Origin of the sequence: Streptomyces sp. NPDC001407 (genome assembly GCF_042895325.1) — a bacterium.
Taxonomy (GTDB): domain Bacteria; phylum Actinomycetota; class Actinomycetes; order Streptomycetales; family Streptomycetaceae; genus Streptomyces.
On record NZ_JBIAWF010000018.1, the window covers coordinates 1 to 26,523 of the forward strand.

Annotated in this window: 21 protein-coding genes; 10 read left to right on the forward strand and 11 right to left on the reverse strand. The window is 71.7% G+C overall.

What is annotated here, in order from left to right; translation table 11 throughout:
* The coding region (locus tag ACFY1P_RS23550) for a type I polyketide synthase (protein ID WP_390751780.1) at positions 1 to 1,445 on the reverse strand (1,445 nt) is incomplete at its 3' end.
* 291 nt (positions 1,446 to 1,736) lie between these two features.
* Here ACFY1P_RS23550 and ACFY1P_RS23555 point away from each other — a divergent pair.
* Positions 1,737 to 2,990, forward strand: a complete 1,254-nt coding sequence (locus tag ACFY1P_RS23555; protein ID WP_361530384.1) for a cytochrome P450 — start codon at positions 1,737 to 1,739, stop codon at positions 2,988 to 2,990.
* A gap of 81 nt (positions 2,991 to 3,071) precedes the next feature.
* Here the strand turns inward: ACFY1P_RS23555 and ACFY1P_RS23560 are convergent, their stop codons facing one another.
* The 3 genes from ACFY1P_RS23560 to ACFY1P_RS23570 all read right to left on the reverse strand — a co-directional run bounded on the left by ACFY1P_RS23560 (position 3,072) and on the right by ACFY1P_RS23570 (position 7,470).
* Complete coding sequence (locus tag ACFY1P_RS23560; protein ID WP_361530381.1) at positions 3,072 to 3,869, reverse strand: AfsR/SARP family transcriptional regulator; 798 nt, start codon at positions 3,867 to 3,869, stop codon at positions 3,072 to 3,074.
* Positions 3,870 to 5,453: 1,584 nt separating this feature from the next.
* A complete protein-coding gene (locus tag ACFY1P_RS23565; RefSeq protein WP_361530378.1) occupies positions 5,454 to 6,701 on the reverse strand; it encodes a hypothetical protein in 1,248 nt (415 codons plus the stop codon).
* 103 nt (positions 6,702 to 6,804) lie between these two features.
* Entirely contained in the window at positions 6,805 to 7,470 is a 666-nt protein-coding gene (locus tag ACFY1P_RS23570) for a DedA family protein (RefSeq protein ID WP_361530375.1), read from the reverse strand.
* Positions 7,471 to 7,931: 461 nt separating this feature from the next.
* Here ACFY1P_RS23570 and ACFY1P_RS23575 point away from each other — a divergent pair, with 461 nt between their 5' ends.
* The 3 genes from ACFY1P_RS23575 (at position 7,932) to ACFY1P_RS23585 (ending at position 12,222) form a co-directional block, all read left to right on the forward strand.
* Positions 7,932 to 9,257 (forward strand): MFS transporter, encoded by a 1,326-nt coding sequence (locus ACFY1P_RS23575; protein WP_361530372.1) that lies wholly within the window; start codon positions 7,932 to 7,934, stop codon positions 9,255 to 9,257.
* A 125-nt stretch (positions 9,258 to 9,382) separates the two neighbouring features.
* Complete coding sequence (locus ACFY1P_RS23580; RefSeq protein WP_390751781.1) at positions 9,383 to 10,789, forward strand: NADP-dependent succinic semialdehyde dehydrogenase; 1,407 nt, start codon at positions 9,383 to 9,385, stop codon at positions 10,787 to 10,789.
* A gap of 320 nt (positions 10,790 to 11,109) precedes the next feature.
* Complete coding sequence (locus ACFY1P_RS23585) at positions 11,110 to 12,222, forward strand: Vms1/Ankzf1 family peptidyl-tRNA hydrolase (protein WP_390751782.1); 1,113 nt, start codon at positions 11,110 to 11,112, stop codon at positions 12,220 to 12,222.
* A gap of 26 nt (positions 12,223 to 12,248) precedes the next feature.
* Here ACFY1P_RS23585 and ACFY1P_RS23590 read toward each other — a convergent pair whose 3' ends face one another.
* Both ACFY1P_RS23590 and dhaK read right to left on the reverse strand, forming a co-directional pair.
* On the reverse strand, positions 12,249 to 12,695 hold the full coding sequence (locus tag ACFY1P_RS23590; protein WP_361530363.1) for a DUF6224 family protein: 447 nt from the start codon (positions 12,693 to 12,695) through the stop codon (positions 12,249 to 12,251).
* A 230-nt stretch (positions 12,696 to 12,925) separates the two neighbouring features.
* Positions 12,926 to 13,918 carry a dihydroxyacetone kinase subunit DhaK gene (dhaK, locus tag ACFY1P_RS23595; RefSeq protein ID WP_390751783.1) on the reverse strand — a complete coding sequence of 331 codons (993 nt, stop codon included), beginning with the start codon at positions 13,916 to 13,918 and terminating at the stop codon, positions 12,926 to 12,928.
* 293 nt (positions 13,919 to 14,211) lie between these two features.
* On the opposite strand from dhaK, the gene ACFY1P_RS23600 reads away from it, so the two are divergent.
* The 6 genes from ACFY1P_RS23600 to ACFY1P_RS23625 all read left to right on the forward strand — a co-directional run bounded on the left by ACFY1P_RS23600 (position 14,212) and on the right by ACFY1P_RS23625 (position 21,811).
* A complete protein-coding gene (locus tag ACFY1P_RS23600) occupies positions 14,212 to 15,729 on the forward strand; it encodes a peptidoglycan DD-metalloendopeptidase family protein (protein ID WP_390751784.1) in 1,518 nt (505 codons plus the stop codon).
* 131 nt (positions 15,730 to 15,860) lie between these two features.
* Complete coding sequence (locus ACFY1P_RS23605) at positions 15,861 to 17,246, forward strand: transglycosylase SLT domain-containing protein (RefSeq protein ID WP_361530390.1); 1,386 nt, start codon at positions 15,861 to 15,863, stop codon at positions 17,244 to 17,246.
* A 63-nt stretch (positions 17,247 to 17,309) separates the two neighbouring features.
* Positions 17,310 to 19,310, forward strand: coding sequence for a family 43 glycosylhydrolase (locus ACFY1P_RS23610; RefSeq protein WP_390751785.1), 2,001 nt, complete (start codon positions 17,310 to 17,312; stop codon positions 19,308 to 19,310).
* Positions 19,311 to 19,341: 31 nt separating this feature from the next.
* Positions 19,342 to 19,902 carry a hypothetical protein gene (locus ACFY1P_RS23615; protein ID WP_390751786.1) on the forward strand — a complete coding sequence of 187 codons (561 nt, stop codon included), beginning with the start codon at positions 19,342 to 19,344 and terminating at the stop codon, positions 19,900 to 19,902.
* A 23-nt stretch (positions 19,903 to 19,925) separates the two neighbouring features.
* Positions 19,926 to 20,300, forward strand: a complete 375-nt coding sequence (locus tag ACFY1P_RS23620) for a VOC family protein (protein ID WP_390751787.1) — start codon at positions 19,926 to 19,928, stop codon at positions 20,298 to 20,300.
* 209 nt (positions 20,301 to 20,509) lie between these two features.
* Complete coding sequence (locus tag ACFY1P_RS23625) at positions 20,510 to 21,811, forward strand: NucA/NucB deoxyribonuclease domain-containing protein (protein ID WP_390751788.1); 1,302 nt, start codon at positions 20,510 to 20,512, stop codon at positions 21,809 to 21,811.
* Positions 21,812 to 21,855: 44 nt separating this feature from the next.
* On the opposite strand, the gene ACFY1P_RS23630 is transcribed toward ACFY1P_RS23625, so the two are convergent.
* The 5 genes from ACFY1P_RS23630 to ACFY1P_RS23650 form a co-directional block, all read right to left on the reverse strand.
* Positions 21,856 to 22,326: a hypothetical protein gene (locus ACFY1P_RS23630; RefSeq protein ID WP_361526155.1), complete on the reverse strand. Its 471-nt coding sequence runs from the start codon at positions 22,324 to 22,326 to the stop codon at positions 21,856 to 21,858.
* Positions 22,327 to 22,447: 121 nt separating this feature from the next.
* Entirely contained in the window at positions 22,448 to 22,993 is a 546-nt protein-coding gene (locus ACFY1P_RS23635; protein ID WP_390751789.1) for an SRPBCC family protein, read from the reverse strand.
* Between the two features lie 63 nt (positions 22,994 to 23,056).
* Entirely contained in the window at positions 23,057 to 25,087 is a 2,031-nt protein-coding gene (locus tag ACFY1P_RS23640; RefSeq protein ID WP_390751790.1) for a hypothetical protein, read from the reverse strand.
* 10 nt (positions 25,088 to 25,097) lie between these two features.
* The gene (locus ACFY1P_RS23645; protein WP_390751791.1) at positions 25,098 to 26,048 is read right to left on the reverse strand and encodes a hypothetical protein; all 951 of its coding nucleotides are present in this window, start codon (positions 26,046 to 26,048) and stop codon (positions 25,098 to 25,100) included.
* Positions 26,045 to 26,467, reverse strand: coding sequence for a hypothetical protein (locus tag ACFY1P_RS23650; protein ID WP_390751792.1), 423 nt, complete (start codon positions 26,465 to 26,467; stop codon positions 26,045 to 26,047). Before ACFY1P_RS23650 ends, ACFY1P_RS23645 begins: the two co-directional genes overlap by 4 nt.
* Positions 26,468 to 26,523 lie beyond the last annotated feature (56 nt).

A 26,523-nucleotide genomic window follows, 5' to 3' on the forward strand; every position in this document is an offset into this window, starting at 1 on the left:
ACCCACGGGACCACCGACCCCGGCGCGGGCTCCGCCGCCTCGGGCTCGGACTCCTCCTCCGGCGCCTCCTCCAGGATCACATGCGCGTTCGTGCCGGAGAAGCCGAAGGAGGACACACCGGCACGGCGCACCCGCTCGCCACGTGACCACTTCACCGGCTCGGTGAGAAGGCGCAGGCCGCTGCCGTCCCACTCCACGTGGGGCGAGGGCGCGTCGATGTGCAGGGTGGCGGGCAGCAGTTCGTGCCGCAGCGCGAGGACCATTTTGATCACCCCGGCCACTCCCGCGGCGATCTGTGTATGGCCGATGTTGGACTTCACCGAGCCGAGCCACAGCGGCCGGTCCTCGGGCCGGCCCTGTCCATAGGCGGCGGCGAGCGCCCCGGCCTCGATGGGGTCGCCGAGCGTGGTGCCGGTGCCGTGCGCCTCCACCACGTCGACCTCGTCGGCCGACAGCCGGGCGTTGGCGAGAGCGGCGCGGATGACCCGCTCCTGCGAGGGCCCGTTGGGCGCCGTGAGGCCGTTGCTCGCGCCGTCCTGGTTGACGGCCGAACCCCGGATCACCGCGAGGACCTTATGGCCGTTGCGCCGTGCGTCGGAGAGGCGTTCCAGCAGCACCACGCCGGTGCCCTCGGCCATGCCCATGCCGTCGCTGCTCGCCGCGAACGGCTTGCACCGCCCGTCGGGCGCCAGGCCCCGCAGCTCGCTGAAGCCGATCAGCGGCGCGGGCGACGACATCACGTACGTGCCACCGGCCAGGGCCAGCGAGCACTCCCGCGTACGCAGTGCCTGGGCCGCGAGGTGCAGGGAGACCAGGGAGGAGGAACACGCGGTGTCCATCGTCACCGCCGCGCCTTCGAGACCCAGGGCATAGGCGACGCGGCCCGAGGTGACGCTGGCGGAGTTGCCGATGGTGAAGTATCCGGCGATGCCCTCCGGCACCTCGGAGGCACCCAGGGCGTAGTCGAGCCCGTCGCAGCCGATGAAGGTGCCGGTGGCGCTGCCCCGCAGGGAGAGCGGGTCGATGCCCGCGCGCTCGATCGCCTCCCACGCGGTCTCCAGGGCGAGCCGCTGCTGCGGCGCCATGGCCAGGGCCTCGCTCGGGCCGATGCCGAAGAAGGTGGAGTCGAACTCACCGGCGTCGTGGACGAAGCCGCCCTCGCGGACGTAGCTGGTGCCGGTGCTCTCCGGGTCCGGGTCGTAGAGGGCGTCGAGGTCCCAGTCACGGTTGGCGGGCAGCGGCGCGACGGCGTCGCCGCCCGCCGAGATCAGGTCCCAGAACTCTTCCGGGGACCGCACCCCGCCCGGCAGCCGGCACGCCATGCCGATGACCGCGATCGGTTCGTGGCCCGCCGACTCGGCCTCCTGCAGCCGCCGTTCGGTCTGACGCAGGTCCGCAGTGACACGCTTGAGGTATTCAAGAAGCTTCTCTTCGTTGTGCGCCATCCCGGTGACAACCGCTCCTCTCCGCGAGAACTGGCGGACCCCTGACCCGCATGACCGGACAGCCGTACGGCGCGAGCATCGGGCAGGCGGGGCCCCACCGGGTTGCAGAATTGTCGACGGCGCTAAAGCCCTCCTAATACTCCGCTGCGCGCCGCGCGGTCTTAGGAGCGCTTAAGGGGCGGCTGCCAGGGTGCGCCCAGCCATTGTCATGCGCTGATCAGCGGTGTCGTCGCGATGCTCGGTGGAGCCGGTCGACCGATCGTTGGTCCGGACAACGCGAATCGAGGCATCGTGTCCCTCACGGAAAGCACACCCGTCCCAGCCGCCCTGCCCGACCTCGTCGACCCGTCCTTCTGGGCGCGGCCGCACGAGGAACGCGTGGCCCTCTTCGAGGAGTTGCGCGGGCTGCCGCACCCGGCGTTCATCCGGCAGAGCATGCCCGGCGTGCCCTGGGTCTCCGGCTACCACGCGCTGGTGAAGTACGCCGACATCGCGGAAGTGAGCCGCCGTCCGCAGGACTTCTCCTCCAACGGCGCGACCACCATCGTCGGCCTGCCGCCCGAGCTGGACGAGTACTACGGCTCGATGATCAACATGGACAACCCGGAGCACTCCCGCCTCCGGCGCATCGTCTCGCGCTCCTTCGGCCGCAACACGGTCCCGGAGTTCGAGGCGGTGGCGACCCGTACCGCCCGGCGCATCATCCGTGAGCTCGTCGCCCGCGGGCCCGGTGACTTCATCCGGCCCGTCGCCGCGGAGATGCCGATCGCCGTGCTCAGCGACATGATGGGGATCCCCGAGGAGGACCACGAGTTCCTCTTCGAGAGGTCCAACACGATCGTGGGCCCGCTCGACCCCGACTACGTCGCCGACCCGGCGAACGCCGAGCGAGCGGTGATCGAGGCGTCACGCGAACTCGGGGACTACATCGCGCGGCTCCGCGACGACCGTCTCGCCCGCCCGGGGAACGACCTCATCACCAAGCTGGTGCAGGTGCAGTGGGACGGCGAGCAGCTCACCCGCCAGGAACTCGTCTCCTTCTTCATCCTCCTCGTCATCGCCGGCATGGAGACCACCCGCAACGCCATCTCCCACGCCCTGGTCCTGCTGACCGAGCACCCCGAGCAGAAGCAGCTGCTGCTGTCGGACTTCGACGCGCACGCGAAGAACGCGGTCGAGGAGATCCTCCGCGTCTCCACCCCCATCAACTGGATGCGCCGGGTCGCCGCCCGCGACTGCGAGCTGAACGGCCACCGGTTCCGCAGGGGCGACCGGGTCTTCCTCTTCTACTGGTCGGGGAACCGGGACGAGAGCGTCTTCCCCGACCCGTACCGCTTCGACATCACCCGCGGTTCCCACGCGCACGTCACCTTCGGCGCGGTGGGCCCGCACGTCTGCCTCGGCGCCCACCTCGCCCGGCTGGAGATCACCGTCCTCTACCGGGAGCTCCTCGCCGCGCTGCCCGGCATCCGTGCCGTGGGACGGCCCCGGCGCCTGCAGTCCAGCTTCGTCGAGGGCATCAAGCACTTGGACTGCGCGTTCTGACGCCGCTCCTGCCCAAGGGGCGCCGGAAGCGCCGGAGCTCCGTACACCGCCGGACGCGTCACGCGGTGTACGGAGCTCCGGTCAGCGGCCCGACAGGGCCAGGGGCGGCGCCATCAGGTCCCTGTCCCCGGCGAGTATCGCGCGCTGCAGATCCTGGAGCGGGCGCCCGGGCTCCAGGCCCAGTTCGTCCTTGAGGGTCCTGCGCACCGCCTGATACACCTTCAGCGCGTCCGCCTGCCGCTCCGAGCGGTAGAGCGCCAGCATGAGCTGGCGGAAGAAGACCTCGCGCATCGGGTTCTCGGCGGTGAGCGCGTAGAGCATGCCGACGGCCTCCCGGTGGCGGCCCAGCTGGAGCCGGCATTCGGCCAGCATCTCCTGGCACTCCAGGCGGGTCTCCGTCAGCCAGGTCGAGAAGCCGTCGATGATCGGGCCGCCCGCGGCCGGCCCCTTCCCGCCGTATCCGAGGGCCGGACCGCGCCACAGGGCGAGGGCCTGCTCGAAGTAGCAGGCGGCCTCGTCGTGCCGCTCCTCCCTGAGGAACACCCTTCCCTTGTCGACGAGCTGCGGGAACACCTGGGCGTCGATCTCGTCGTCGCCCTTGTGCAGCACATAGCCCGGCGCACGGGTCTCGACGGGGTTGCCGGCCGCACCCGGCCTCCTGAGGAATTTACGCAGTTGGGAGATGTACACATGGAGTCCCGCAGTGGCGCGCCGGGGCAGGTCCTCGCCCCAGATCTCCGTCATCAGCTGCTCCGGTGACACCACCTGGTCGGCCCGGATGAGCAGGACGGAGAGGACGATCTCCACCTTGTGTGCGTTGATGGTCATGCTCTTGCTGCCGTCCGTGACCCGGAGCGGCCCCAGCATTTCGTACCTCACTGAGCGTTCCCCCTAAGTGTTGCCCCTTGCCATGTGACGTCCGCGGGAGTGCGCGGACGACCGGGACGAGGTCCGCGAACAACGCGTGTGACGTATCGGAGAAGGCAGAGGCGGACAAAAGGCTTGCCCTTCGCGCTTGTTCAGCGCTCGGGTGACGGGCTCGGCCCGTCCTGTCCGTTCGGTGCGTGTCGCACTGAGGCGAACACCAACTGGATGCGACAAATATTTACGGCACTGCGGGAGTGCGGCAACAATCCCTCCTCGAGCCGTTCTCCGCTGGGCGGAAGCGCGAACCCGAAGAGGTTCTTGTCGATCATTGCCCTACGCATCGATGATGCAAGGCAGAACTTCCCAGGGCAATGAGGGAAGAGCAACACCCGGACGGAATAAGACATTCCCGTTGTTCGAATGCCGATCAGGTCGCCGACTTAATGACGCAAGAGCCGCGAAAGCGCAGAAGATCCGGTTCGGAGGCGTGTCGCCCGGACGCCGACACCGGTCCTGTGCGCCCCTGTCGAATACCGCCTGACCTGGCGCTTCCGAAGACGGGTACAGGGCTTTCGCGGGTGGCGTGGGATACCGTCGGCCCCTTGTTCCGCGGTGGGGCACACCCCGGCCGTGGGGCCGGCCGGCCGGGCACTCCGAAATCAGACCGGAGCGCCCGTTTGTGAGGGCGGTGACCTGCGTATTCACGCCATGGTGAGAGTCGCTGGCCGAGGAACGCGGTTCGTCCGCTCGGAGGTGACGGCGGGACCGAGGGTGCTGACGATGATGGCTGGAATTAGTGGGTCGGCTGGGGCGCGCGTGTGGTGGCCGCTGTGGCAGGACGCTCGCGCCGGGAGGGCCGCCGTCACGGCACGTCAGCGGGTGGCCCCGAAGTGCGTGCGGGGCTCGCCGTGGCGTCGAGGAAGGTCCGGCCGCCGGCTCCCGGGCCCCTGCCGCCGCGAAACGGAAGCCCTGGGGGCGTACGGCGCTTCACCTGCCCCGCCGGTATGTTCCGCTGCGCCGCGGGCTGCCCCGACGCCCTCGTCATGCCGCTGGGCCGCGAGGCCGGTGTCCGGTCAGACGGCGCCTTGAGGAGGCCGGTTGTCTACAGCGGGCGGCCCTTGACGGACATACGGCGGCGTGGCCCGCGCATTCGCGTCAGCGGCCGACGCGGCGGCTCCACAGACGTGCAACAGCGGTGAAACGGAAGAGAAAATAAAAGACTGTCCCGAACGCGACACCGCCGGTGCCGAACGTGTCCATGGTGGCTTTTCCCGGCGGCGGCGGGAGAGCGCCTGGCTCATCCGGCGCGGGCAGCCGTGACGGCGGCCGGTGAATTTCTCCGCGCAGCCCGGGGACACGACGTGCTCAACAGGGCACGCTCGGACGCCGCCGTGACCGAGATCGCGCCAAGCTCCCCCTGCCGGGGGAAAACATGCGAACGCACCCACCCGAGGGTGATCGCCGGGAAGGAACACCGCGCGTCGCTGTCCGGAACCGCCGTCGACGACCATGTGGACAGCCGGTTCCGAGGGAATTCACGCCCACCGGACCGGCGGCCGGCACGAATGCTGAATTCGACGTATGCGCTCGAGGGCGCTACCCCTGAGCGGTCTCCCGGGCGAGGATTTCGTCGAAGACCTCGGAAGCGGCCGACATGAACCGGCGCATCGTTTCGTCGTCGTACCAGCGACGGGAGTAAGGGAGGTCGATCGCGAGACGACCGCCGAACCGGGTGACGGTCGCCAGCGGGACCGGCGTGTCCACCAACGGGAGGATCCGCCACCCCGACACCGCCAGTCCCTCGGGCAGCGTCGGGGACGGGATCTTGTGGAGGTTGGTGACGATCAGGGTGGGCAGGCGCGGTACCGTCGCGTCGGTCAGGCGGGGGATCGTGGCGAGTTCGAGGTCGGGTACGCGCGCGTCGAGATCGGCCCGTAGCTTCTCCGCCACCGCCCGGCCCAGTGCCACCGGGTCGGGCGACTCGGCGACCGCCAGCGTGGCCGTGCTGGAGGAAGCGGAGGACTGGACGCTTTCCGGCTCGATGGGCGGGGATATGCGGGCGCGCATGTCGACCGCCGAGACACAGGCCAGCGTGACCGGCCCCGACGACGACGGCGCCAGGAAGGCCCGCGCCGCTGTCAGCAGAACCCCGCAGATCAGGCTGTGCACGCTGAGGCCGGCGGCGTGGGCGTGGTCGACGAACCGCCGTGTGCGCCGCTCGTCGAGTTCGAGGCGCACGACGCCGAACGTGCCGGGCTCGCGGCCGCGGACGGGCAGCACCGACGGGACCGCCTCGCGCTCGGCGGCCCGCGACGCCAGGAAGCCGGTCAACTCCTCCTCGGTGAAGCCCTCCTGGGTGCGGGTGTCGAGCGAGGGCGAGGCCAGGCCGCCCGCGATGAGGTGCGCCGGGACGCTCCTGCCGAGCGACAGGTCGGTGTAGATGGACCACAGCCTCTTGTACAGCGCGATGTACGCCGAGCCGTCCACCACGGCCCGCGGCATGCTCAGCGCCACCGTGGTGCGCGGGCCGCCCTCGGACACGGCCACCCGCAGCAGCGGACCGGCCAGCCAGTCCTGGACCACCTGCAGCTCGTGCTGGAGGTCCGTGAACTCCTCGATGTCCACCCGCTGCGTGCGCGGGTCGCCGTCCTGGACGACGCAGGACTCCTCGCCGTCCCCGCCGGGGACGAACCTGCCGAGGAGGACGGGGTGGAACTCCGTCAGGATCCGGAGCGCTTCGGCGAGCAGCGCGCGATCGACGTCCCCCTCGATCTCGCAGGGTACGAGCACACGTCCGCCGCTGCGGTAGAGCGCCATCTCATGCGCACCTAGACGACGCTCCATGCCATCCCCCCACTCGAAGCCCGGCAACCACCCCAACTATCCACATTGTGCGGACGACTGACAAGGACGCAGTAATGCCAAACTGTCCCAGGAGTCACATGAGTTAACTCGCGGAACCGACATCGTCCCGGCCGGTGCGGCGGCCGCGCAGCAGTTCCAGCACCAGCGGGAGCAGCGACAGCGCCACGACGAGCCCGACGAGGGGCAGGAGATAGCGGTCCACGTTCGGCACAGTGGACCCGAGCCCGTAACCGGCCAGGACCAGGCCCACCGTCCACACGAGGCCGCCGGCCGCCTGCCAGAGCGTGAAGGTCCGCGGCGCGACCCCGAGGGCCCCGGCGAGCGGATTGAGGACCGTGCGGACCACCGGCACGAAGCGGGCCAGCACGATCGCGCGGGCGTGGCCGTACCGGTCGAGCAACTCCTCCGCCCGTGCGGCCCCTTCGAGCAGCCTGCGGTTCTTCGAGCGGCCCAGGAGGGCGCGGCCGCCCCGGCGCCCGACGGCGTATCCGCACTGCGCCCCGGCCAGCGCCCCGACGGCGGCGGCGAGCAGCACCTGGGTGAGGTCCAGGCGCGGCCCGGCGTGCGCGCCGGCTCTCGCCAGCAGCCCGGCGGTGAACAACAGCGAGTCCCCGGGGAGGAAGAAGCCGATCAGCAGTCCCGTCTCCGCGAACAGCACCACGGCGATCCCGAGCGCTCCGAAGGCCGCCAGCAGTGAGGAGGCGTCCAGGGGGTTGACGGCCAGGCCGGCAGCGGTGTGGGTGAGCACGTGAGAGCCTCCGCGAGTCGAGGGCGGGGCCGGTCCGTCCGGGCCCCCGGGACTGTTTGACGATCGGGCGCGGCGAAGGATGCGGGCCGGCCCGCGGAAATCGCTCCCGCCACCGGGGCGCGGAACGGGGTGCCGAGGGGCGTACGGGGCCGTGCGCTCTCACCTCCCATGCCGCCGGGCAAAGCGGAATACCCCACCAACGAGCCCTGTCGGCATGGGACTCGCTTTGCTAAAGTGTCTGGCGAAGTGTCCGTCAGGAATACGGTCGGGGGCATCGGGGATGGGCCGCAAAAGCATATGATCGACCGCTCTCTTCGAGGTCGTCGAACGTGACCTTCCACTGACCGGAACAGCGAGCCGACGAGCCGTACACCGGGGCATCCGGGCCCGTGAGCGGGCCGAAATCATGGTTGATTCCCCGACCGCGGTCGGCTGCCGGTCGGGCCCACAGGGGCGCGCGCATGAGAGCTTTTCGGGCGGTCCGTGAATTCCCTCTGGCATTGCGTTTGCTATTCATCAACCAGTTCGGCGTCGACATCGGATACTGCGTCCTGATCCCCTTTCTCGCGAAGTATCTGGAAGAGGACCTGGGGATGTCGGCGGCACTGGTCGGACTGGTGCTCGCCGCACGGAATCTCAGCCAGCAGGGCCTCTTCGTCGTGGGCGGAACCGCGGCGGACCGGCTCGGTGCGCGCACGGTCATCGTCGCCGGGTGCGCCCTGCGGACGGCGGGTTTCGTCCTCTTCGCCTTCGGGAACTCCCTGCCGTTGCTGCTGGCCGCCTCCGTGCTCAGCAGCCTGGCGGGGGCCCTCTTCTACCCCGCCGTACGGTCCTACGTCGCCCAGGAGATGGGGGAGCGGCAGGCCGAGACGTTCGCGCTGCTCAACGTCTTCGCCACCAGCGGATGGCTGATCGGACTGCTGCTCGGCAGCCTGCTGTTCCTCGCGGACATCAGGGTCTGTGCGCTGGCCGTCTCCGCCTTCTTCACCCTGCTGACGATCGCCCAGGCGCTCACCCTCCCGGCGTGCAAGACCGTCCCGGCGTCCGAGACCGTACTCGCCGACTGGCGCGAGGTCCTCGGCAACCGCCGGTTCCTGTGCTTCTCCCTCGCCGCCACCGGCATGGTCGTCATGGAGAACCAGCTCTTCGTCCTGCTGCCCGAGGGCGCGCGCACGGTCTCCGGCTGGGACGGCGCGGCCGGGGTGCTGCTGGCCTCCGGAGCCGTCGTCCACCTGCTCTTCCAACTCCCCATCACCAGAAGCCTGGCGCGGCGCGGAGGCGGCGCGCGCTGGCTGGGGGCCGGGATCGGGCTGATAGGAGCCGGTTTCGTGCCGCCCCTGCTGATCTGCGTCACGACCCGGCCGGACGGCCCCGGACAGGGCATCGCGCGACTGGCCGTCATGCTCACCGGCGCGCTGCTGCTCTACGCCGGGGGCATGGTCGCCTATCCGTCGGCCATGGAAGTCATCCCGCGCTTCGGCCGCGAGCGGCTGACCGGGACGTACTTCGGGCTGTTCTACATGCTGTCCGGCACGGCCGCCGTCGGCGGCAACGCCGTCGTCGGGTGGGCGATGGACCTCGCCGAGTGCACCGGCCGCAGGTGGCTGCCGTGGCTGTGCTGTCTGGGCTTCGGGGTGACCTCGGCCGTGGCCGTGGGCTGGCTCTACCACGCACGGGTGCTGCCCCGCCCGCCCGCCGTGGCACCGCGGCCGGCGATCGAGGGCCCGGCGCGGCTGCCCGGCCAGGCGCGCACCCCCGACGACGCGCGGGAGCAGCCTCCCCGCTGAGCCCGCACCCGGCCCCGCCGTACGGGCCGGACCGCTGACGGCCGCCGCACCACGTCTTGCGCGCCCGCACGGGCCCCTGCAAGGTCGAGGCATCGAGCACGAGGAGCAGGAGGAGGCAGACATCCGTGCCCATTGCGACGGTGAACCCCGCGAACGGTGAGACGCTCAGGACGTTCGACGAGCTCGGAGCGGACGGGATCGAGCGGTGCCTGGCCACCGCAGCCTCGGCCTTCCGGCGCTACCGCACCACCGACCTCCCTGAGCGCGCCCGGCTGATGAGCCGCGCCGCGGACCTCCTGGAGGAGGACCAGGATGCCATCGCCCGCACCATGACCACCGAGATGGGCAAGCCCCTGGCCGCCGCCCGCGCCGAGGCGGCCAAGTGCGCCAAGGCGATGCGCTGGTACGCCGGGCACGCCGAGATCCTGCTGGCCGACGAGTTCCCCTCCGAGACCGAGGTGAAGGACTCCGGCGCCGCGCACGCCCGGGTCCGCTACCGCCCCCTGGGCGTGGTCCTCGCGGTCATGCCGTGGAACTTCCCGCTGTGGCAGGTCACGCGCTTCGCGGCGCCCGCCCTGATGGCGGGCAACGTGGGCCTCCTCAAGCACGCCTCCAACGTGCCGCAGACCGCGCTCTATCTGGAGGACCTCTTCCGTCGCGCTGGATACCCCGAGGGGTGCTTCCAGACGCTGCTCGTGGGCTCCCGGGCCGTCGAAGGCATCCTCCGCGACCCCAGGGTCGCCGCCGCCACGCTCACCGGCAGCGAACCGGCCGGTCGGTCCGTGGCCGCGATCGCCGGTGACGAGATCAAGAAGACCGTCCTCGAACTCGGCGGCAGCGACCCCTACGTCGTGCTGCCGTCGGCCGACCTCGACCGGGCCGTGAGCACCGCGGTGACCGCCCGCGTGCAGAACAACGGGCAGTCCTGCATCGCCGCCAAGCGCTTCATCATCCACACCCGCGTCTACGACGACTTCGCCGAGCGCTTCACGGCCCGCATGGCGGCGCTGACCGTCGGTGACCCCATGGCCGACACCACCGACGTCGGCCCCCTCGCCAGCGAGCAGGGCCGCGCCGACCTGGAGGAACTCGTCGATGACGCGGTGCGCCGAGGCGCCACCGTCCTGTGCGGCGGCAGCCGGCCGGAGGGCCTGGAGCGCGGCTGGTTCTACGAACCGACGGTGCTCGCCGGGATCACCCCCGGGATGCGGATCCACCGCGAGGAGGCGTTCGGGCCGGTGGCGACGCTCTACCGGGTCGGCGGGCTCGACGAGGCGGTGGAGCTCGCCAACGACACCCCCTTCGGGCTGAGCTCCAACGTCTGGACCCGCGACCGCGAGGAGCAGGAGCGCTTCGCGCGGGACATCGAGGCCGGTGGTGTCTTCTTCAACGGCATGACCGCCTCGCACCCGGCGCTCCCCTTCGGCGGCGTGAAGCGCTCCGGCTACGGCCGCGAGCTGGCGGGGCACGGCATCCGGGAGTTCTGCAACGTCACGACGGTGTGGCACGGGGCGGACCCCGACGCCTCGTAGGCGCTGCCCAACGGCTCGTCGCCAGGCGGGCCCGGCTGCCGCCTGAGGCGGGAAATGCTCCGCGGGCACGTCCTCGAGCGCCGGACAGGCTTGGTGCGCCGCACCTGATCGCCGACCTGTGGCACAACCAGCCCGTCCGGCGCTCGAGGACACCGCCGCGCAGCGGCGGTGCGGACGGGGCAGCCCCGCAGCACGGGCCGGCCGCCACGGATGGCACGATGCCGCCGCATCTGGTCACCTGGAAGGGGGAGCCGGATCCACGGGCCCTGGGGGGTTCCGGCCCCCGGGTGGACGGCGCTGTTCCGTCGAAGGAGAACCCCATGACCACTGCCACAGCCACCGACACCGGCACCCTGCGCGAGCTGCTCCAGGCGCCGGGCCCCTTCCTGTCGGTGTACTTCGACCGTGAGCCGCGGCCCCAGCTGGCGCAGGCGGCCCAGTCCCGGTGGCGCGGCCTGACCGCGCGGCTGGCCGACGAGGGAACCGCCCCGGCCACCCTGGACGCCCTCACCGCCGAGGTCATGGACCGGCTGCCGGGCACCGGGGCACTGGCCGCGTTCGCGGCGGAGGGCAAGGTCAGACACGTCGTCGAACTGCCCGGCGACGGACACGGCGACCTCGCGGTGTCCGGCACCCTGCCGCACCTGCTGCCCTTGATGGAATGGCGCCAGGACCACCCGGCCCACGTGGTCGTCGTCGTGGACCGCGCCGGAGCCGACCTGCTGCTCTACGCCGAGGGCTCCACCGAGCCCGTACGGCGCACGGTCACCGGCCCCGACGACGAGATCGGGCGGAGCTCCGGCCTGCCGCAGATGCGCTTCCAGCACCGCGCCGAGGACTCCTGGGAGCACAACGCCGCCGCGGTCGCCGACGCCGTGACCGAGGCGCTCGACGAGGTCTCCGCCCGCCTCCTCCTGCTCGCCGGTGACGTACGGGCCCGGCAGTATCTGACCAAGCACCTCCCGGCCCGGGTCCGGAGCAGTGTGTCCGTGGGCCAGGTCAGCGGCAGCCGCAGCGAGGACGGCTCCGGCAGCGGGCGCGCCGCCCAGGTCGCGGCGGAGGCGGCGGCGGCCGCCCGCGAGGAGACCGCCGGGCTCCTGCGCCGCCTCGACGAGGAACGCGCACCGGGCGGCCACGCCGTGGAAGGCGTGCACGCCACCCTCCAGGCACTGGCCGCCGGCAGGGTGGGCACCCTGGCCGTCACCGACGACCCGCAGGACTCTCGCACTGCCTGGTTCGGGCCCGGGCCCACCGACGTCTACGAACACCGTGAGGACTTCGTGCCCAACGGCAGCGGCCCGCTCGCGAGCGGCCGGCTGGCCGACGTCGTCGTCCGCTCCGCGCTGCTCACCGGCGCCGACGTACGCATCCTGGAGCCGGACACCCCCGGCGCGCCCGCACAGGGCACCGGCGGCATCTGCCGGTTCGGCTGACGCCCGCGGCGCCCGTCACGCCCCCGTCACGCCATGGAACGCAGGGTCTGCTCCCGCACCGCGTCGAGGAATGTCGGGACGTCCTCCATCTTCGTCCCCAGGCACTCCACGATCAGTCCCATGACGTCGCCCGCCGACAACGCTCCCACCACCGGGTGCACATGGGCGAGTTCCACCCGCTGCTCGATCCGCTCGACGAAGAGCAGCGCCAGGGAGAGCTCCGGCACATTGCCGGTGTTGCCATAACTGAAGTCCTTCTTGACGACCCACATCTGCGGGATGACGGCGCCGTAGACAATGATGTGGGCCAGCGCGAACATGGCCCGTGCCGTCTCCCGCGCCGACCGCTCGTCCTCCTCCAGGCCCTGGAGTGCGGCGATGGCGTCCATGTCCTCCGCGAGATGCGCCTGGATCAGTGCCACTCCGTGGAGCACTTCGTCCTTCGTGTAGGGGCGCTTCGGCCTTTCGCTCACTGACCACCAACTCCTGCTCACCGTGGCTCCGTCGCAGTGTGTCCAGTCTGTCAGGGCCGCGGCCGCTCCCGCAGGGCGTTGGAAAGCGGAGTGGTGAACGCGACGCGAATCCGGGGGCCTACCCGTTCGGCCCAATGGACCGGGGGCCGCCCGGGACGGGGAAAGCGGTCACTCCACGCTGACCAGGCCGCCCCCGGGGAACAGGAGCGGGGCCCGGTCGTGGCCTCGGCTCAGCGCCCCCAGCGCAGGCCCGCGGTCTGCACGGGCGCGTCCCACAGCCGGAGCAGCTCCCCGTCCGCCTGACACAGCGTCACCGAGGCGCCCGCCATGTCGAGGGACGTGACGTAGTCACCCACGAGCGTCCGGGCGACGGTCACGCCCCGCGCGGCGAGCACCCGGTGGACCTCTGCCGTGAAGCCGTACAGCTCCAGCAGCGGCGTCGCCCCCGCGCCGTTGACCAGCAGCAGCACCGGCTCGGTGGGCCGCAGGTCCGTCAGCACCGCGTCCACCGCGAAGTCCGCGATCTCGCCGGACGTCATCATCGCCCGCCGCTCCCGGCCGGGCTCACCGTGGATGCCCACACCCAGCTCCAGCTCCCCGGCCGGCAGGTCGAAGGTGGGGCTGCCCTTGGCGGGGGTCGTACACGCTCCGAGGGCCACGCCGAAGCTGCGCGAGGACTCGTTCACCCGCCGGGCCAGGGCCTCCACCCGCTCCAGCGGCGCCCCCTCCTCGGCCGCCGCGCCCGCGATCTTCTCCACGAACAGGGTGGCCCCGGTCCCCCGGCGGCCGGCGGTGAAGAGGCTGTCGGTCACCGCCACGTCGTCGTTGACGAGCACGCTGGCGACCTGGATGCCCTCGTCCTCCGCCAGCTCGGCGGCCATGTTGAAGTTGAGGACGTCGCCTGTGTAGTTCTTCACGATGAACAGCACGCCCCGCCCACCGTCCACGGCGGCAGCGGCGCGCACCATCTGGTCGGGCACGGGGGAGGTGAAGACCTCACCGGGACAGGCGGCGTCCAGCATTCCGTACCCCACGAAGCCGCCGTGCAACGGCTCATGCCCGGACCCGCCCCCCGACACGAGCCCCACCTTCCCCGCGACGGGCGCGTCCCCCCGAACGACGACGCGCCCCTCGACGTCGACCCTCAACTCGGGATGCGCGAGGGCCATCCCGCGCAGGGCGTCGGCGACGACGGTCTCGGGGGTGTTGATGAGCATCTTCATGCGGAGCTCCTCGGGTGATCGGTGAAATGCGGGGCGTTCGCGTGCTGTCCCGGGCCGGTGAGGGGTGAGCGGGAGGCCGACCCGGGCGGCACCGACGCCGGCCTCGTGCCGACTCTACTGATGGCTCACGCGATTACCCGACCCCGGCCGGAGTTGTCATTCCGTAGCGTTCCGGATGCCCTCGCCCGGTGGCCGTGGCTAGCCTCTCCCCGCCGGTTCGCGTGGGCTCCTCGCCCGGCGGACCGTACGCGCAGCCCACCCGTACACCACCCCCAGGGGGGAGGAACGCCAACGTGTTTCACGATCTCTCCAGACGCGCGCTGCACTTCGTTCTCGCGGCGACGGCAGCCGTCCTGCCGTCGCTGGTGAGCACATCCCCGGCCGCCGCCCAGGTCGCCGGGTTCGCCGCCTCGTGCCCGACGGCCGGTTTCATCTCCGATCCCTACGGCGGATCCCGTGATCACGACGGCATCGACATCGCCAACGCCCGCGGCACGCCGATCTACGCCGTGGGTGACGGCGAGGTCATCAACTCGGGGCCCGCGAGCGGCTACGGCCAGTGGATCCGCATCCTGCACCCCGACGGAACGGTGACCGAGTACGGGCACATGTACGAGAGGGACGTGGCCGTGGGCGACCGGGTGACGGCCGGTCAGCGCATCGCGCTCATGGGCGCCGAGGGCGAGGCCACCGGTCCCCACCTCCACCTGCGGGTGCGCCGCGACACCAGCATGAATCACGGCATCGACCCCATTCCCTACCTCGGGGAACGCGGCGTGACCGTACCGTGCACGCCGGGACAGCGCCCTGGACCCCCGCCGTTGGTGTATCCGGCGAAGTCGGGCCGGGTGGTGTCGGCGCGGTCGGCCGACGGTCGTCTCGAGGTGTACGCGGCCGGGGCGGACGGAGTGCAGCACGCCTGGCAGACCCAGGTGAATGGTGCCTGGTCGGAGTGGGAGAAGGTGGGCGGTCCCGGCAACGCGCAGCTCGCGATCGCGCCGAACGCGGACGGGCGCCTGGAGGCGTTCGCGATCAATGACCAAGTCGCCCAGCACCGTTATCAGATGTCGCCGTCCGGTGCCTGGTCCAACTGGGAGGACTTCGGCAAGGGCGGGAACAGCGTAGCCGCGGGAGTCAATGCCGACGGCCGCATCGAGGTGTTCGCTTCGGGGCCGAAGGAGGTCTTCCACCGCTATCAGACCGCTCCCAACAGTGGGTGGTCGGGCTGGGAGCCTTCGGGCGGGGGCCCTGCGGGCAGCCGCGTGAAGATGGAGAAGGCTCCTGACGGGCGACTGGAGGTGTTCGCGCTCAACGGGAGCACGTTCCAGCATCTGTATCAGACGGCCGTCAGCGGTGGCTGGTCGCAGTGGGAGGACTTCGGCGGTGGCGGTCACGACATGACCGTCGACCACAACGCGGACGGGCGCCTGGAGGTCTTCGCCTCCGGCCCTGTGGGGGTGTTCCACAGATACCAGACCGATCCCACCAGTTGGTCGGGCTGGGAGCCTTCGGGCGGTCCGGCGAACGCGCAGCTCACCAGCAACCGCACCGCCGATGGGCGGGTGGAGGTCTTCGCCATCAACAGTGATGTCGCCATGCACACCTGGCAGAAGGACCTGAACGCCCCTTACAGCGACTGGGACAAATTCGGCACCGGCGGCACCGAGATCAATGCCGCGACGAATGCCGACGGGCGCATCGAGGTCTTCGGGACCAGCAAGGCCGGGGTCTATCACCGGTGGCAGACCGGCTTCAGCACCTGGTCCGAATGGATCTGGGTCAACAGCACCTCCGGTCCCCCCATCACCTGACGCACTCCCCGAAGGGCCAGCAGTTGACAAGAATCCAGCGCCTCCGGTGGGCGAGAACGACGCCGCCGGCACGACGCGCTCCCCACCGTATTCTCCTGTCGGTACTCGCCTCGCTGCTCGTCGCGGCGGGCATGGTCGTCGGCGCCTCACCGGCGCAGGCCGACCCGAGCGACCTGTGTGCCCAGGTCGGCTACAACGCGGGATTCCGCGGCGAGGCCCTGGAACTCGCCGTAGCCGTCGCACTGGCCGAGTCCAGCTGCAATCCGTCGGCGCACAACACGTCGGGCAACTCACCCGCGTCGACCGACCGCGGACTGTGGCAGATCAACGACTACTGGCACAAGGAGGTCGACGACGCCTGCGCCTACGCTCCCCAGTGCAACGCGGACGCGGCGTTCCGTATCTCCAACGGCGGGCGCAGCTGGGACCAGTGGTCCACGTACAACGAGGGCGCGCACCTGCGGCACATGGGCGAGGCACGTGCCGCGGTGGCGCGGCTCGGGAATCCCGGCACCGGACCCGCGCCGTTGGTGTATCCGGCGAAGTCGGGCCGGGTGGTGTCGGCGCGGTCGGCCGACGGTCGTCTCGAGGTGTACGCGGCCGGGGCGGACGGAGTGCAGCACGCCTGGCAGACCCAGGTGAATGGTGCCTGGTCGGAGTGGGAGAAGGTGGGTGGCCCCGGCAACGCGCAGCTCGCGATCGCGCCGAACGCGGACGGACGGCTGGAGGCGTTCGCGATCAATGGCCAAGTCGCCCAGCACCGTTATCAGATGTCGCCGTCCGGTGCCTGGTCCAACTGGGAGGACTTCGGCAAGGGCGGAAGCAGCGTAGCCGCGGGAGTCAATGCCGACGGCCGCATCGAGGTGTTCGCTTCGGGGCCGAAGGAGGTCTTCCACCGCTATCAGACCGCTCCCAACAGTGGGTGGTCGGGCTGGGAGTCTGTCGGTGGTGGTCCTGCCGACAGCCGCGTGAAGATGGAGAAGTCCGTCGACGGGCGACTGGAGGTGTTCGCTCTCAACGGGAGCACGTTCCAGCATCTGTATCAGACGGCTGTCAACGGTGGCTGGTCGCAGTGGGAGGACTTCGGCGGCGGTGGCCATGACGTGACCGTCGATCACAACGCGGACGGGCGTCTAGAGGTGTTCGCCTCGGGGCCCGTGGGGGTGTTCCACAGGTACCAGACGAATCCGACGACCTGGTCGGGCTGGGAGCCGACGGGCGGTCCCGCGAACGCGCAGCTCACCAGCAACCGCAGCCCCGACGGGCGGGTGGAGGTCTTCGCCATCAACGGCGATGTCGCCATGCACACCTGGCAGAAGGGGCTGAACGCCCCCTACGCCGACTGGGACAAATTCGGCACCGGCGGCACCGAGATCGCTGCCGCGACGAATGCCGACGGCCGCATCGAGGTCTTCGGTACCAGTCAGGCCGGGGTCCATCACCGGTGGCAGACCGGCTTCAGCACTTGGTCCGAATGGGACTGGGTCAACAGCACCTCCGGTCCTCCCGTCACCTGACCCGACCCCCGCGGCCGGCCAGGGCCGAGGCCCGGCCGGCCGCGACATCCCTCCGGAGGTCCCGTGCATCCGATCAGCAGACGCCGCCTGCTCCAGGGCTCCGCCGCGGCGGGCGCACTCGCACTGCTGGGTGCCGGCGGCGCCACCGCCGCGCCGCCTCCGCCCCACCGGTGGATCGGTGCGGGGCCCTTCACACACGTCTACGACCCGTCCACCCCGGGCGGGCCGCGCTACCTCAACGACCACACGCTGATCAAGGCAGCCGACCGGTGGCACCTGTTCGGCATCACCGGCCCCGCCGCGCCTCCCGGCCAGGCCCCCGACAGCGCGGCCGAGATCTCCTTCGCCCACGCGTCCGCCCCGGACCCGTACGGGCCATGGACCACGCACGCCGACGCGCTGACCCGCGACCCGGCCTACTTCGGGGAGGAACACCTCTGGGCGCCGCACGTCGTCGAGGCGGGCGGCACGTACTGGATGTTCTACGCCGCCGGTGGCCGTGACGGCGCGGCGATCAACCTCGCCACCTCGACCGACCTGTTCACCTGGACGCGCCTCCCGACCGGCCCGCTCTTCCGGGGGCGCGCGGCGCGCGACCCGATGGTGGTGCGGATCGACGGGCAGTGGGTGATGTACTACACCGAACTGTCCGGCCAGGACGGCCGGCACGTGGTGGCCTTCCGGCGCTCCGACGACCTGGTGCACTGGAGCGAGCCGGGAACCGTGTTCACCGACGCGACCACCACCACGACGGTATCGGTCACCGAGTCACCCTTCGTCGTCGAACGGGACGGCTGGTACCACCTCTTCATCGGCCCTCGCGAGGGATACGACGGCACGGACGTGTTCGCGTCCAGGAATCCGTTCTCCTTCGGCCTCGACGGCTACGCGGGCCATGTGCCCGGACACGCTGTCGAGGTGGTCACCGACGGAGAGCAGTGGCACGTGAGTGCCGCGGGCTGGTTCCAGCAGGGGCTGTACATGGCCCCCTTGCGGTGGCTGGACGCACCACCGCCCTGGCAGAGCGCCGAGAACCCGGTCGCCGGGCTGGGCGCCGACGGCCGGCTGAACGTGTTCGCCCTGGACGCGAGCGACCATGCGTTGCTGCGATGCGTCCAGCTCGATCCGCAGTCCGGCACCTGGTCGTCGTGGCAGCCGTTCGGCGGGCCGGCCGGGGCGGTGCCCACACTCGGCCGAGACACCGACGGCCGGCTGGAGGTGTTCTCCCTCGCCCCGGGCGGTGCCGGTCTGGATCACCGGGCGCAGCGTCCGGACGGCAGTTGGTACGACTGGGAGGAGTTCGGTGGCGCGGCGGGCGCGGCCCCGGCCGTCGCCCGCGGCGCCGACGGCGCACTGGAGGTCTTCGCGCTCGGCCCGGCCGGGAGCGCCGTCGCCCGGCGACGGCAGGCCTCGCCCGGGTCGCTGACATGGCAAGCGTGGGACGGCGGCTTCGGCGGACCCGCGGGCGCGCCGCCCGTCGTCGCCGCCAACGCCGACGGACGGCTGGAGGTCTTCGCCCTCTCGCCCGGTGGCTCGGGCATCTACCACCGGTGGCAGGAGACACCCGACGGCCCCTGGGCGCAGTGGAGCCGCTTCGGCACCGCGGCCGGTGGTGCGCCGCGCGTGGCACGTGACGGCAGCGGCAGGCTCATTGTCGTGGCGACGGCCCCGTCCGGCCAGGCGACGTTCTGCCGGCGCCAGAGCGTGCCGAGCGGCGGCTGGGACGACTGGCGACCGCTGTTCGGCTGGACGGCCGCGGCCCCGGCACTGGCCCCCGACGCGGACGGCAGGCTCGAAGCGTTCGCCCTGTCGCCCGGCGGGGCCCTCCTCGGCCACCGCCGGCAACTCGCCACCGGCGGTGGCTGGGATCCCGGTGACGACTTCGGCGAGCCCGGCGTCCGGCTCGCCGCCACGCCCACGGCAGCGGTCGACGCCACCGGAAGGACCCACGTCTTCGCCGTCACCGCCGACGGCCGCGTACGTACCCGCGTGCGGGACCGGCCCGGTGGCGGCTGGCGCCCGTGGGCCGCGTTCGGCGACCGCGTGGTCGAGACGCAGACCTGACTCCGGCCGTGATCCGGGGCAGGATCAGCGGATGACAACGATCGGAATGACGTGGCCCCGGCGCGGGGTGCTGCCGATAGCGGTGCTGGCCCTGCTGGTGGCCGGATGCGGGACGCAGCGGGCCGGGGGAGACACCGGTGCGCACCGGGCCGCGCCGAGCGCGCCGGCGGACGTCCCGTGCCCTGGCGACACTGCCACACCGGCGCCGTCGGCGACCGCCGGTACGCCGGACCCGGCCACGCCGCCCACCGACCACTACGCCGAGAACCACGGTTTCATGGTCCCCCTGCCGCTGTACGGCCATCGCCGCTGCGAGGGGCTCGCCGCCGTCGGGCGCGTCAAGAGCGCACTCGAACCGCTGCGCAAGCGCGGTGACTTCACGCCCGGGAGCACCCGGGACGCGATCACCGGCCTCGGCTACCCCGCCGACAAGGTGCGGGCCTACGAGACCGGCTCCACCGGAGTCGGCTTCCTCATCGACACCTCTCCGCTCTGCGTGGAGGGCACGATGAGCCGCGACGCGACCCGGGCGGACGCCTTCGGCGGCTACCCCGATCACTCCGGCTGCGATCAACCCAGGGGCGGTCACTGACGCGCGTGGATAGGGTGCGCCCCATGGCATCCCTCATAGGTCACGTCACCGTCGACTGCGCCGATCCCTACCGCCTGGCGTCCTTCTGGGCCGAGGTCCTCGGCGGTTCGCTCGCGGACGAGGACCTGCCGGGCGACCCGGAGGCGTGGGCCATCACCGGCAGCGCGAAACTCCTCTTCGTGAGCGTCCCGGAGCCCAAGAGCCGGAAGAACCGGCTGCATCTGGACCTCCAGCCGCAGGACCGGACCCGGGACGCCGAGGTGGAGCGCCTGCTGTCCCTCGGCGCCACGGTGGCCGGCGACCACCGCCGCCCGGACGGCACCGGGTGGGTGACCCTCTCCGATATCGAGGGCAACGAGTTCTGCGTGGAACGCAGCGCGGCCGAACGAGCGGCCTGAGACACTGTCAGGGTCCCAACAGGGCGCGATTTCACCGCCGTTGGAGTGCTGTCGTCGATCAAGGGCGACAGCGGAACTCGGCGCGCATGGCCGAAAACAGCCCCATGCCCGGCGGATTGTTCGGCGGAACCCTTGGCTCATTTGTTCGGCGTACTTAGCGTCGGTTCCTCGTGGCCGCCCGGTCACGAGGAGCGATTCGAGGAGCGCCCATGCACTGGCCGATACGTCGCGCGCTGACCGCAGCTCTGGTCGGCGCCGCCTGTACCGCACTCCCCGCCACCTATGCGGCTGCCCAGCCCGCCGTGTCCACGGCGGGCGGCATCGCCACGACGCCCGTACAGGTCGTCGACGCAGCGCACCCCCTGCCCGCCCTGGGCAGCAGATGGGACGGGGACAGAGCGCCGGAGGGCTCCGCCCAGTGGCGCGAACCGGCCGTACGGCCGCCCGCGGCACTGCACGAGCACGGTGACGTGACCGCGCAACGGCTGGGAACCACCTACACGTCCACGGCCGAGGAACGGTCCGTGACGGCCGCCGGCGTGGATCTGGCCACCTGCCGGCGCCTGCTGCCGCGGTCCGGGGAACGGATCCTCAACCACTACGCGTACTGCCACGTCACCCCGGTGGGATATTCCGTCGTGAGCGGCGGCAAGGTCATCGGCACCGTCTCCTGGCGCAACACCACTGCGGGAGACGGCACCAGGGGTTCCCGGGTGATCCGGCTGGTGACCGGCATGGACGAGTTCGTGCGCACCGGCGTGACCACGGACGGCAAGCTCTCCATCGGCTGGGCCACCAGCGGTTATCACGGGCCGGACGGCAGCAACAAGGCATGTGACGCCAGGGGTTCCGGGCCGGAGCTGCTGAGCGGGTGGCAGGCGGGCGGTACGGCCATCTACACCATCTCCTCGGCGGCGTCGGACGGTTACGGCCGTGACAAGGTGGCGCGCTGTGCCATCCGCTCGTCCGTCACCAACAGCGGCGGGACCGGGACGGTCCTCGACAACGGCGTCCGGTTCGACTCCGCGAACTACCTGGGATCCAACGGCGCGGGGATCTTCGACCGGGTCATGCCGGTGATGGGGCAGTACGGCGTGAGCTCGACGCGCAACGGCGCGGTCGCCCGCCACATCCAGCTCGCCCAGACCAACCCCGGGGCCACCTACCCGCCGCCGCCCGCGGGTCACACCAAGTCCATCCCCGGAGGCATCGCCTCCGGCAAGCCGCTGCACCGGCTGGTGTCCAACTGGGACGCCGCGGCCGCCAAGGCGTACGCCAAGAACCGCAGCGTGGTCCGCAGCACCTGCGCCCCGCTGCGGCACCAGGCCGGCGAGGAGTGCGACGAATACCCCTTCGCGTCGTCCTGGGAGGGCGCGGGCAAGGGTGACGGCAACTTCTCGGTGAAGTACGTCGACGGGACACAGAACGGCAACGCCGGAACCGACTTGAACAACTGGTACGTCGCCGACCGCATCCTGCACAACGACGCTTTCTACGTCGTCATCCACTGACCGTCAGCGCGGCAGCCCTCACCGCCGTCCCGCGCGGCCACGGCCTACGGCGCGGGACGGCGCCACATCTGAACGACGTACCGTTCGAGCCCGGTGAACAGCGGCGGATCCGCGGCGTCCTGCCGGGCCCGCGCCGCCGGGCCGCCTCCCCGCCGGTACAGACGCACGGCATACGGCCCGGGACCGCCCAGCTCCATCGGCTCGCCCGCCGGACCGTGCGGCACCGCCCAGGCCGTCACCGCACCCGACGGCACGTCCAGCACGCACTCGCCCAGGGGGGCCTCGGCGATCTCGGGCGGGGGCGGTCCGTCCCACAACTCCAGCCGCACATCGGCGTCGTGCATCGCGACGGTGCTGGCTATCATCAGCCCGCTGCCGTTGACCGCGACCTGCCGCCCTTCGAGCGCCGGGAGCTCCCACGGACGGCCGTCGAACGGCGCGCCCTCGTCGCAGAGGGCGAACTGCCCACGCTCGACCGTCACCACCACATCGGACACGCGCACCACAGCCGTCACGGCGACCTCCCGGTGACAGACACACCACTTGTGTCTTCCTCCGCGCTCTGCCGCCTCCACGGTAGCGCCGGTCAGTGGTGGGCGACGGCCTTCTTGAGGGCCTTCTCCGCATGGGCGTGGGTCAGTGACCGTCCGTCAGGCCCGGCACCGGAGCGCCGGAGGGGACGCCTGCCGCGAGGTAGGCGCGGTAGAGCTCCTGCCAGGCCGGCGTGGCACCCGCGTGCGGGCCCGCGTGGCTCGTGCCACGGGCGCGGGCGTCGAGGGCGGTGAGGCACACGTCCCATCCGGCGCCGTCGCGGGCCGCGGTGTCCGGGGTCTCCAGCACGTCGGTGAGGGTGAAGCGGGTGTGCGTGCTGTCGAGCGGTTCGAGGTCGAAGTGCAGCTCGTCGCCGCCCCAGCCGAAGGACAGGTGCAAGGGGGCTTCGACGGCCAGGACCCGGCCCGTGGAGTCCTCCGTGCCCGGGTCGCCGCTGAAGCGGACCGCCCCGCCGGGGCGCAGCTCGATCCCGGCCCGGGACGGGAACCAGTGGGCCAGCTCGTCCGCGTCGGTCACGAGGCGCCAGACGCGCTCGACGGGATGGGGGTACGTACGGGTGAAGCGGAGAGCGGGACGGCCGTCGGCCAGCGTGAGGTAGGTGCCGGTCGGAGTGGGTGGTTCCATGGGCATGGCGGCTGAGTCTAGGACAGCTTCCGTCCGTGGGATCCGAAGACATTCCCGCGAAACGGCGGTCTACCGTCGATCGGCGTCCTGATTCCGGCCGTGGAGAAGGCCCCGGCCGGCGAGCTTGGAGGCGAGCGGGGTCAGGAGCAGGTCCCACTGGTCCGGCGGGACGGCGTGCGCCACGAGGTGGCGCAGCCTCTGCTCCTGGCCGGCCCGTTCCGGCCAGTCCTCGGGGATCAGCGCGACCAGGTCGCACTGGAGCTCGATCGCCCTCAGCAAGGCGCCGACGTCGCCCAGCTTCTCGTACCCTGCGTGGAAGTGTCCGGCAGCGGTCTCCAGGAACCAGATCCGCCAGCCGAACGAGATGGAGGGCAGCGCCGGGCAGGCGAGCGCCGCCTCGACGGCTCGTGCCAGCGCGGCGAACGTCGTCGCGGTGGGCGCTGCCTCGAATGCCTCGGCTGCCGCGCACACCCGCTCGGCCGGTGGGTCCATGGCCGCTTCGGCCTCGGCCCGGGAAGGGCGGCGAGGGGGCGGCGGGGCAGGTGGCTTCAGGATCTCCGGCCACGGCTTCGCCTCGAAGTTGTGCAGCACCCGCAGGACGTCCCGGGCCATCTCGCCGGAGGTGAGGAAGGTCTGGAGGTCGACGAGTTCGAAGCGGACCTTCCCGCGCTCGTCGAGCAGGGCCTGGGCGGCGCGCTCCGCGGTGGTCCGGGCGGTCGGGACGATGACGACCGGGGACGAGCACTCCGGGCGCAGCATCAGATAGGCCACTCCGTCGAGTTCGGAGTGCGCGACGGTCATCGTCACCGGCCCGAGCTCTTCGTCGAGTCCCATGACCGGCAGTTCGACCAGCAGGGCCCGGTGGGGCGTCCGGTGCTGGAGGAGGACGACGCGGCGCCGCTTCGCCAGCCGCGGATCGCCGAGCCGGATCCCGGCGATGTCGGCGCCGTCGCGTACGCACAGGGTGGTGTCGTCGTCGAGCTCGTCGAGCCACTCGCGGAACCACGGAGGTGCGAGATGGCAGGCGCGGTTGTCCTTCCAGGGCGAGATGAACCACAGGGCCGTGTGACCCTCGTGCAGCCACATCGGGTCGGTGCCGAGCGGTTCCACGCCCGGCACCGGGAGCGGCAGCGCGTTGTGCTCCACCTCGACGAGGGGGTAGCCGTGCAGCGCGTCCGTCGGCGGGTTGACCTCGATCATGCCGTGCGAGGACGTCGTCGTGGTGAGGAGCACCGACATCATGGTCGGCTGCAGGCCCGGCATGTTGGCCGCCGGGTGCTGCCACACCGTTTCGAGCAGGTCGCGCTCCTCCCGGGGCAGTGCGGTATCGGCGGTGAGCGGACCGATCACATCGTGGACGAGCCCTGCCAGCCAGTCGGGGGAAGGGGCGCCCGCGGGCAGCCAGCCGTACCGGAGCGGTTGCTCGCCGGCGCGGACGTGGCCGCAGAGCCGGGCGGCATCGGCCAAGGGGCCGTGGGCCATGCTCAGCAGGGCCTCGTCGGGCTGGTCTCTCAGGGCGCGGCACAGGGCGGGGAAGCGGCGGTCCGGCCGGTTGCGCGGGGTGTGGAACCAGCGCTCCGCCTGTTCCGGCAGGTGCAGGCGGAGCGGTCGCCACGCGTCGAGGACGGGAACGGCCAGCGCGAGCTTGCCGAGGACGAAGACGAGCTTCTGTTTCGCCTCCAGGGGCAGATCCCGGGCGCGCAGCCACTCCAGTGAGTCCGCGGCGGCGAGGTATTCCCGTGGGTGCCGGGCCCGGTACGCCTCCCGTCGCGTGTCCTCGACGGTCAGGCTGGGCAGGAACGTCGCGACCGCCTCCTGTGTGTAGCGCGAGGCCAGGATCCCGGCGCCGAGCAGCCGTTCGCACCTGTCGCGGAGCGGGCCGGGTGGGTACGGGTCCAGGGCGGAGACGCTCAGGGCGAGCAGGACCCAGCCCAGCTGCGTGGACTTCAACAGCACGTCGTGCGCGGTCTCGTGCGAGAGGATCTCGTCGAGCGAGTCGCCGTGGACGAGCCGGTCGACGCTGACGAGGATGCGGCCGTTCTGGCACAGCCCGGCCCAGTCCCTGCTGAACGTGAGCGCGCGTGCGGCGGATTCGGGCACGGTGGTCCTCTCAGGCGGCGTCGTCGCCCGGCGCGGCCGGATCGTGGACGTAGTGGACGCCGGTGAGCGGCACGCCCTGGGACCAGAGCCGTGACAGCCGGCGGTTGAGCCGCTGCTCGGCGGACGGGTCGGTGGGCAGGGGCAGGCGCAGGGCGGCGAGGACGTCGAATCGGTGCAGGTCGAACGCGGCCGTCATCGCCTCCGCGTAGCCGACGGCGGCCGACACGGCGCCCCTGTAGGCGACCCAGGCCAGCAGGAGGAGGGCGGCCACGCTCGACAGCCACCAGCCGCCGCCGATGAGCAAGGGGATGCCGACGAGCCCGGTCACACCTGCCGTGACGCTCAGGCGGCAGGCCAGATCGAGCTGGTCGCGCCGGTCGTCGACGATCGACCGCACCTGTTCGCCGAGCAGCGGGTAGAGCCGCGGCCACCAGGGCACCGCGTCCGCTCCGTACGCCGCTCCCGCGTTCGCCTCACCGGCGCGCAGCGCGTTGCCGAGCGCGGTCGGCAGCAGCGCCACCGGCTCCGGCGGATAGCGGCGGCCGAGCTGCCAGGCGGCGGCCAGGGCCCGCTGCCGCTCCGCTTCCGTGGGGTCCGGGGGCACGTCGGCGTGCCGCGCGAGACGACGCCGGGCCCGGCTCTGGCACTTCACGGCGAGCCGTGTCAGCGCGCCCGCGCGCCGTGGCCAGTAGCCCTCCAGCAGCCGGACGAGCGGCAGTTGCGACAGGTGCAGGACGACCGAGACGAGCAGGGCGCCGACGCCGAGAACGGCGAGTTCGGCGGCGGACAGGCCGTGGAGACGGTGGAGCGCGCGGGCCGCGTCGATCCGGCCCGCTCCTGTCCGTGCCGCGAGCAGGGCCGTCAGATACAGCACGGCGACGTACGTGGGCAGATAGCTGACGACCGCGAACCGTGAGGCGGTGAACTGACCGACCGCCGGGAGACGGGAGTCATCGCTCACGCGTCGGCCTCACGCAGCTCCAGCCGCACATGGTGCTCGGGGCACGACAACGGCACGGCCGGGTAGCGGGCGACGAGCACCGTCATGTCTCCTCGCGGGCAGCGGAACTCCAGGAGCGCCCAGGACACCGGGACGCCGGGAAGCGTCGCGCCGTCACCGGTGCCGAGTGCGAAACCACCCGCTGTTTCCGTCGGGCGCGCGGCGACCTCCGCGACGAGCAGCACGGGCTCGTCCCCGGCGGCGTCCACCCACCGGAACGTCTCGGCCCCGAGGGCGACGATCACGGCCCGGACCCCGGGCGAGCCGGTGAGCAGCCGCCGCGCCTCGACGACGTCGCGGTCCTCGAGCTCGCCGGGGAACCCGCCGTCGCGCACCCGCACCAGTACGTCGTCGATCTCTTCCAGGCGGACTTTCCTCATGCGCGCTCCCTGGCCCCCGTGCGCCTGCGGCGCGGTACGGAATCCATATGATGCCC

What these genes read in the sequence shown, in the direction of transcription:
- ACFY1P_RS23565 (WP_361530378.1), bottom strand. Translation starts at nt 6,701, where the DNA reads ATGGAGCGTCGTCTAGGTGCGCATGAGATGGCGCTCTACCGCAGCGGC.
- ACFY1P_RS23575 (WP_361530372.1), top strand. Translation starts at nt 7,932, where the DNA reads ATGAGAGCTTTTCGGGCGGTCCGTGAATTCCCTCTGGCATTGCGTTTG.
- ACFY1P_RS23585 (WP_390751782.1), top strand. Translation starts at nt 11,110, where the DNA reads ATGACCACTGCCACAGCCACCGACACCGGCACCCTGCGCGAGCTGCTC.
- dhaK (WP_390751783.1), bottom strand. Translation starts at nt 13,918, where the DNA reads ATGAAGATGCTCATCAACACCCCCGAGACCGTCGTCGCCGACGCCCTG.
- ACFY1P_RS23605 (WP_361530390.1), top strand. Translation starts at nt 15,861, where the DNA reads ATGGTCGTCGGCGCCTCACCGGCGCAGGCCGACCCGAGCGACCTGTGT.
- ACFY1P_RS23615 (WP_390751786.1), top strand. Translation starts at nt 19,342, where the DNA reads ATGACAACGATCGGAATGACGTGGCCCCGGCGCGGGGTGCTGCCGATA.
- ACFY1P_RS23620 (WP_390751787.1), top strand. Translation starts at nt 19,926, where the DNA reads ATGGCATCCCTCATAGGTCACGTCACCGTCGACTGCGCCGATCCCTAC.
- ACFY1P_RS23625 (WP_390751788.1), top strand. Translation starts at nt 20,510, where the DNA reads ATGCACTGGCCGATACGTCGCGCGCTGACCGCAGCTCTGGTCGGCGCC.
- ACFY1P_RS23635 (WP_390751789.1), bottom strand. Translation starts at nt 22,993, where the DNA reads ATGCCCATGGAACCACCCACTCCGACCGGCACCTACCTCACGCTGGCC.
- ACFY1P_RS23650 (WP_390751792.1), bottom strand. Translation starts at nt 26,467, where the DNA reads ATGAGGAAAGTCCGCCTGGAAGAGATCGACGACGTACTGGTGCGGGTG.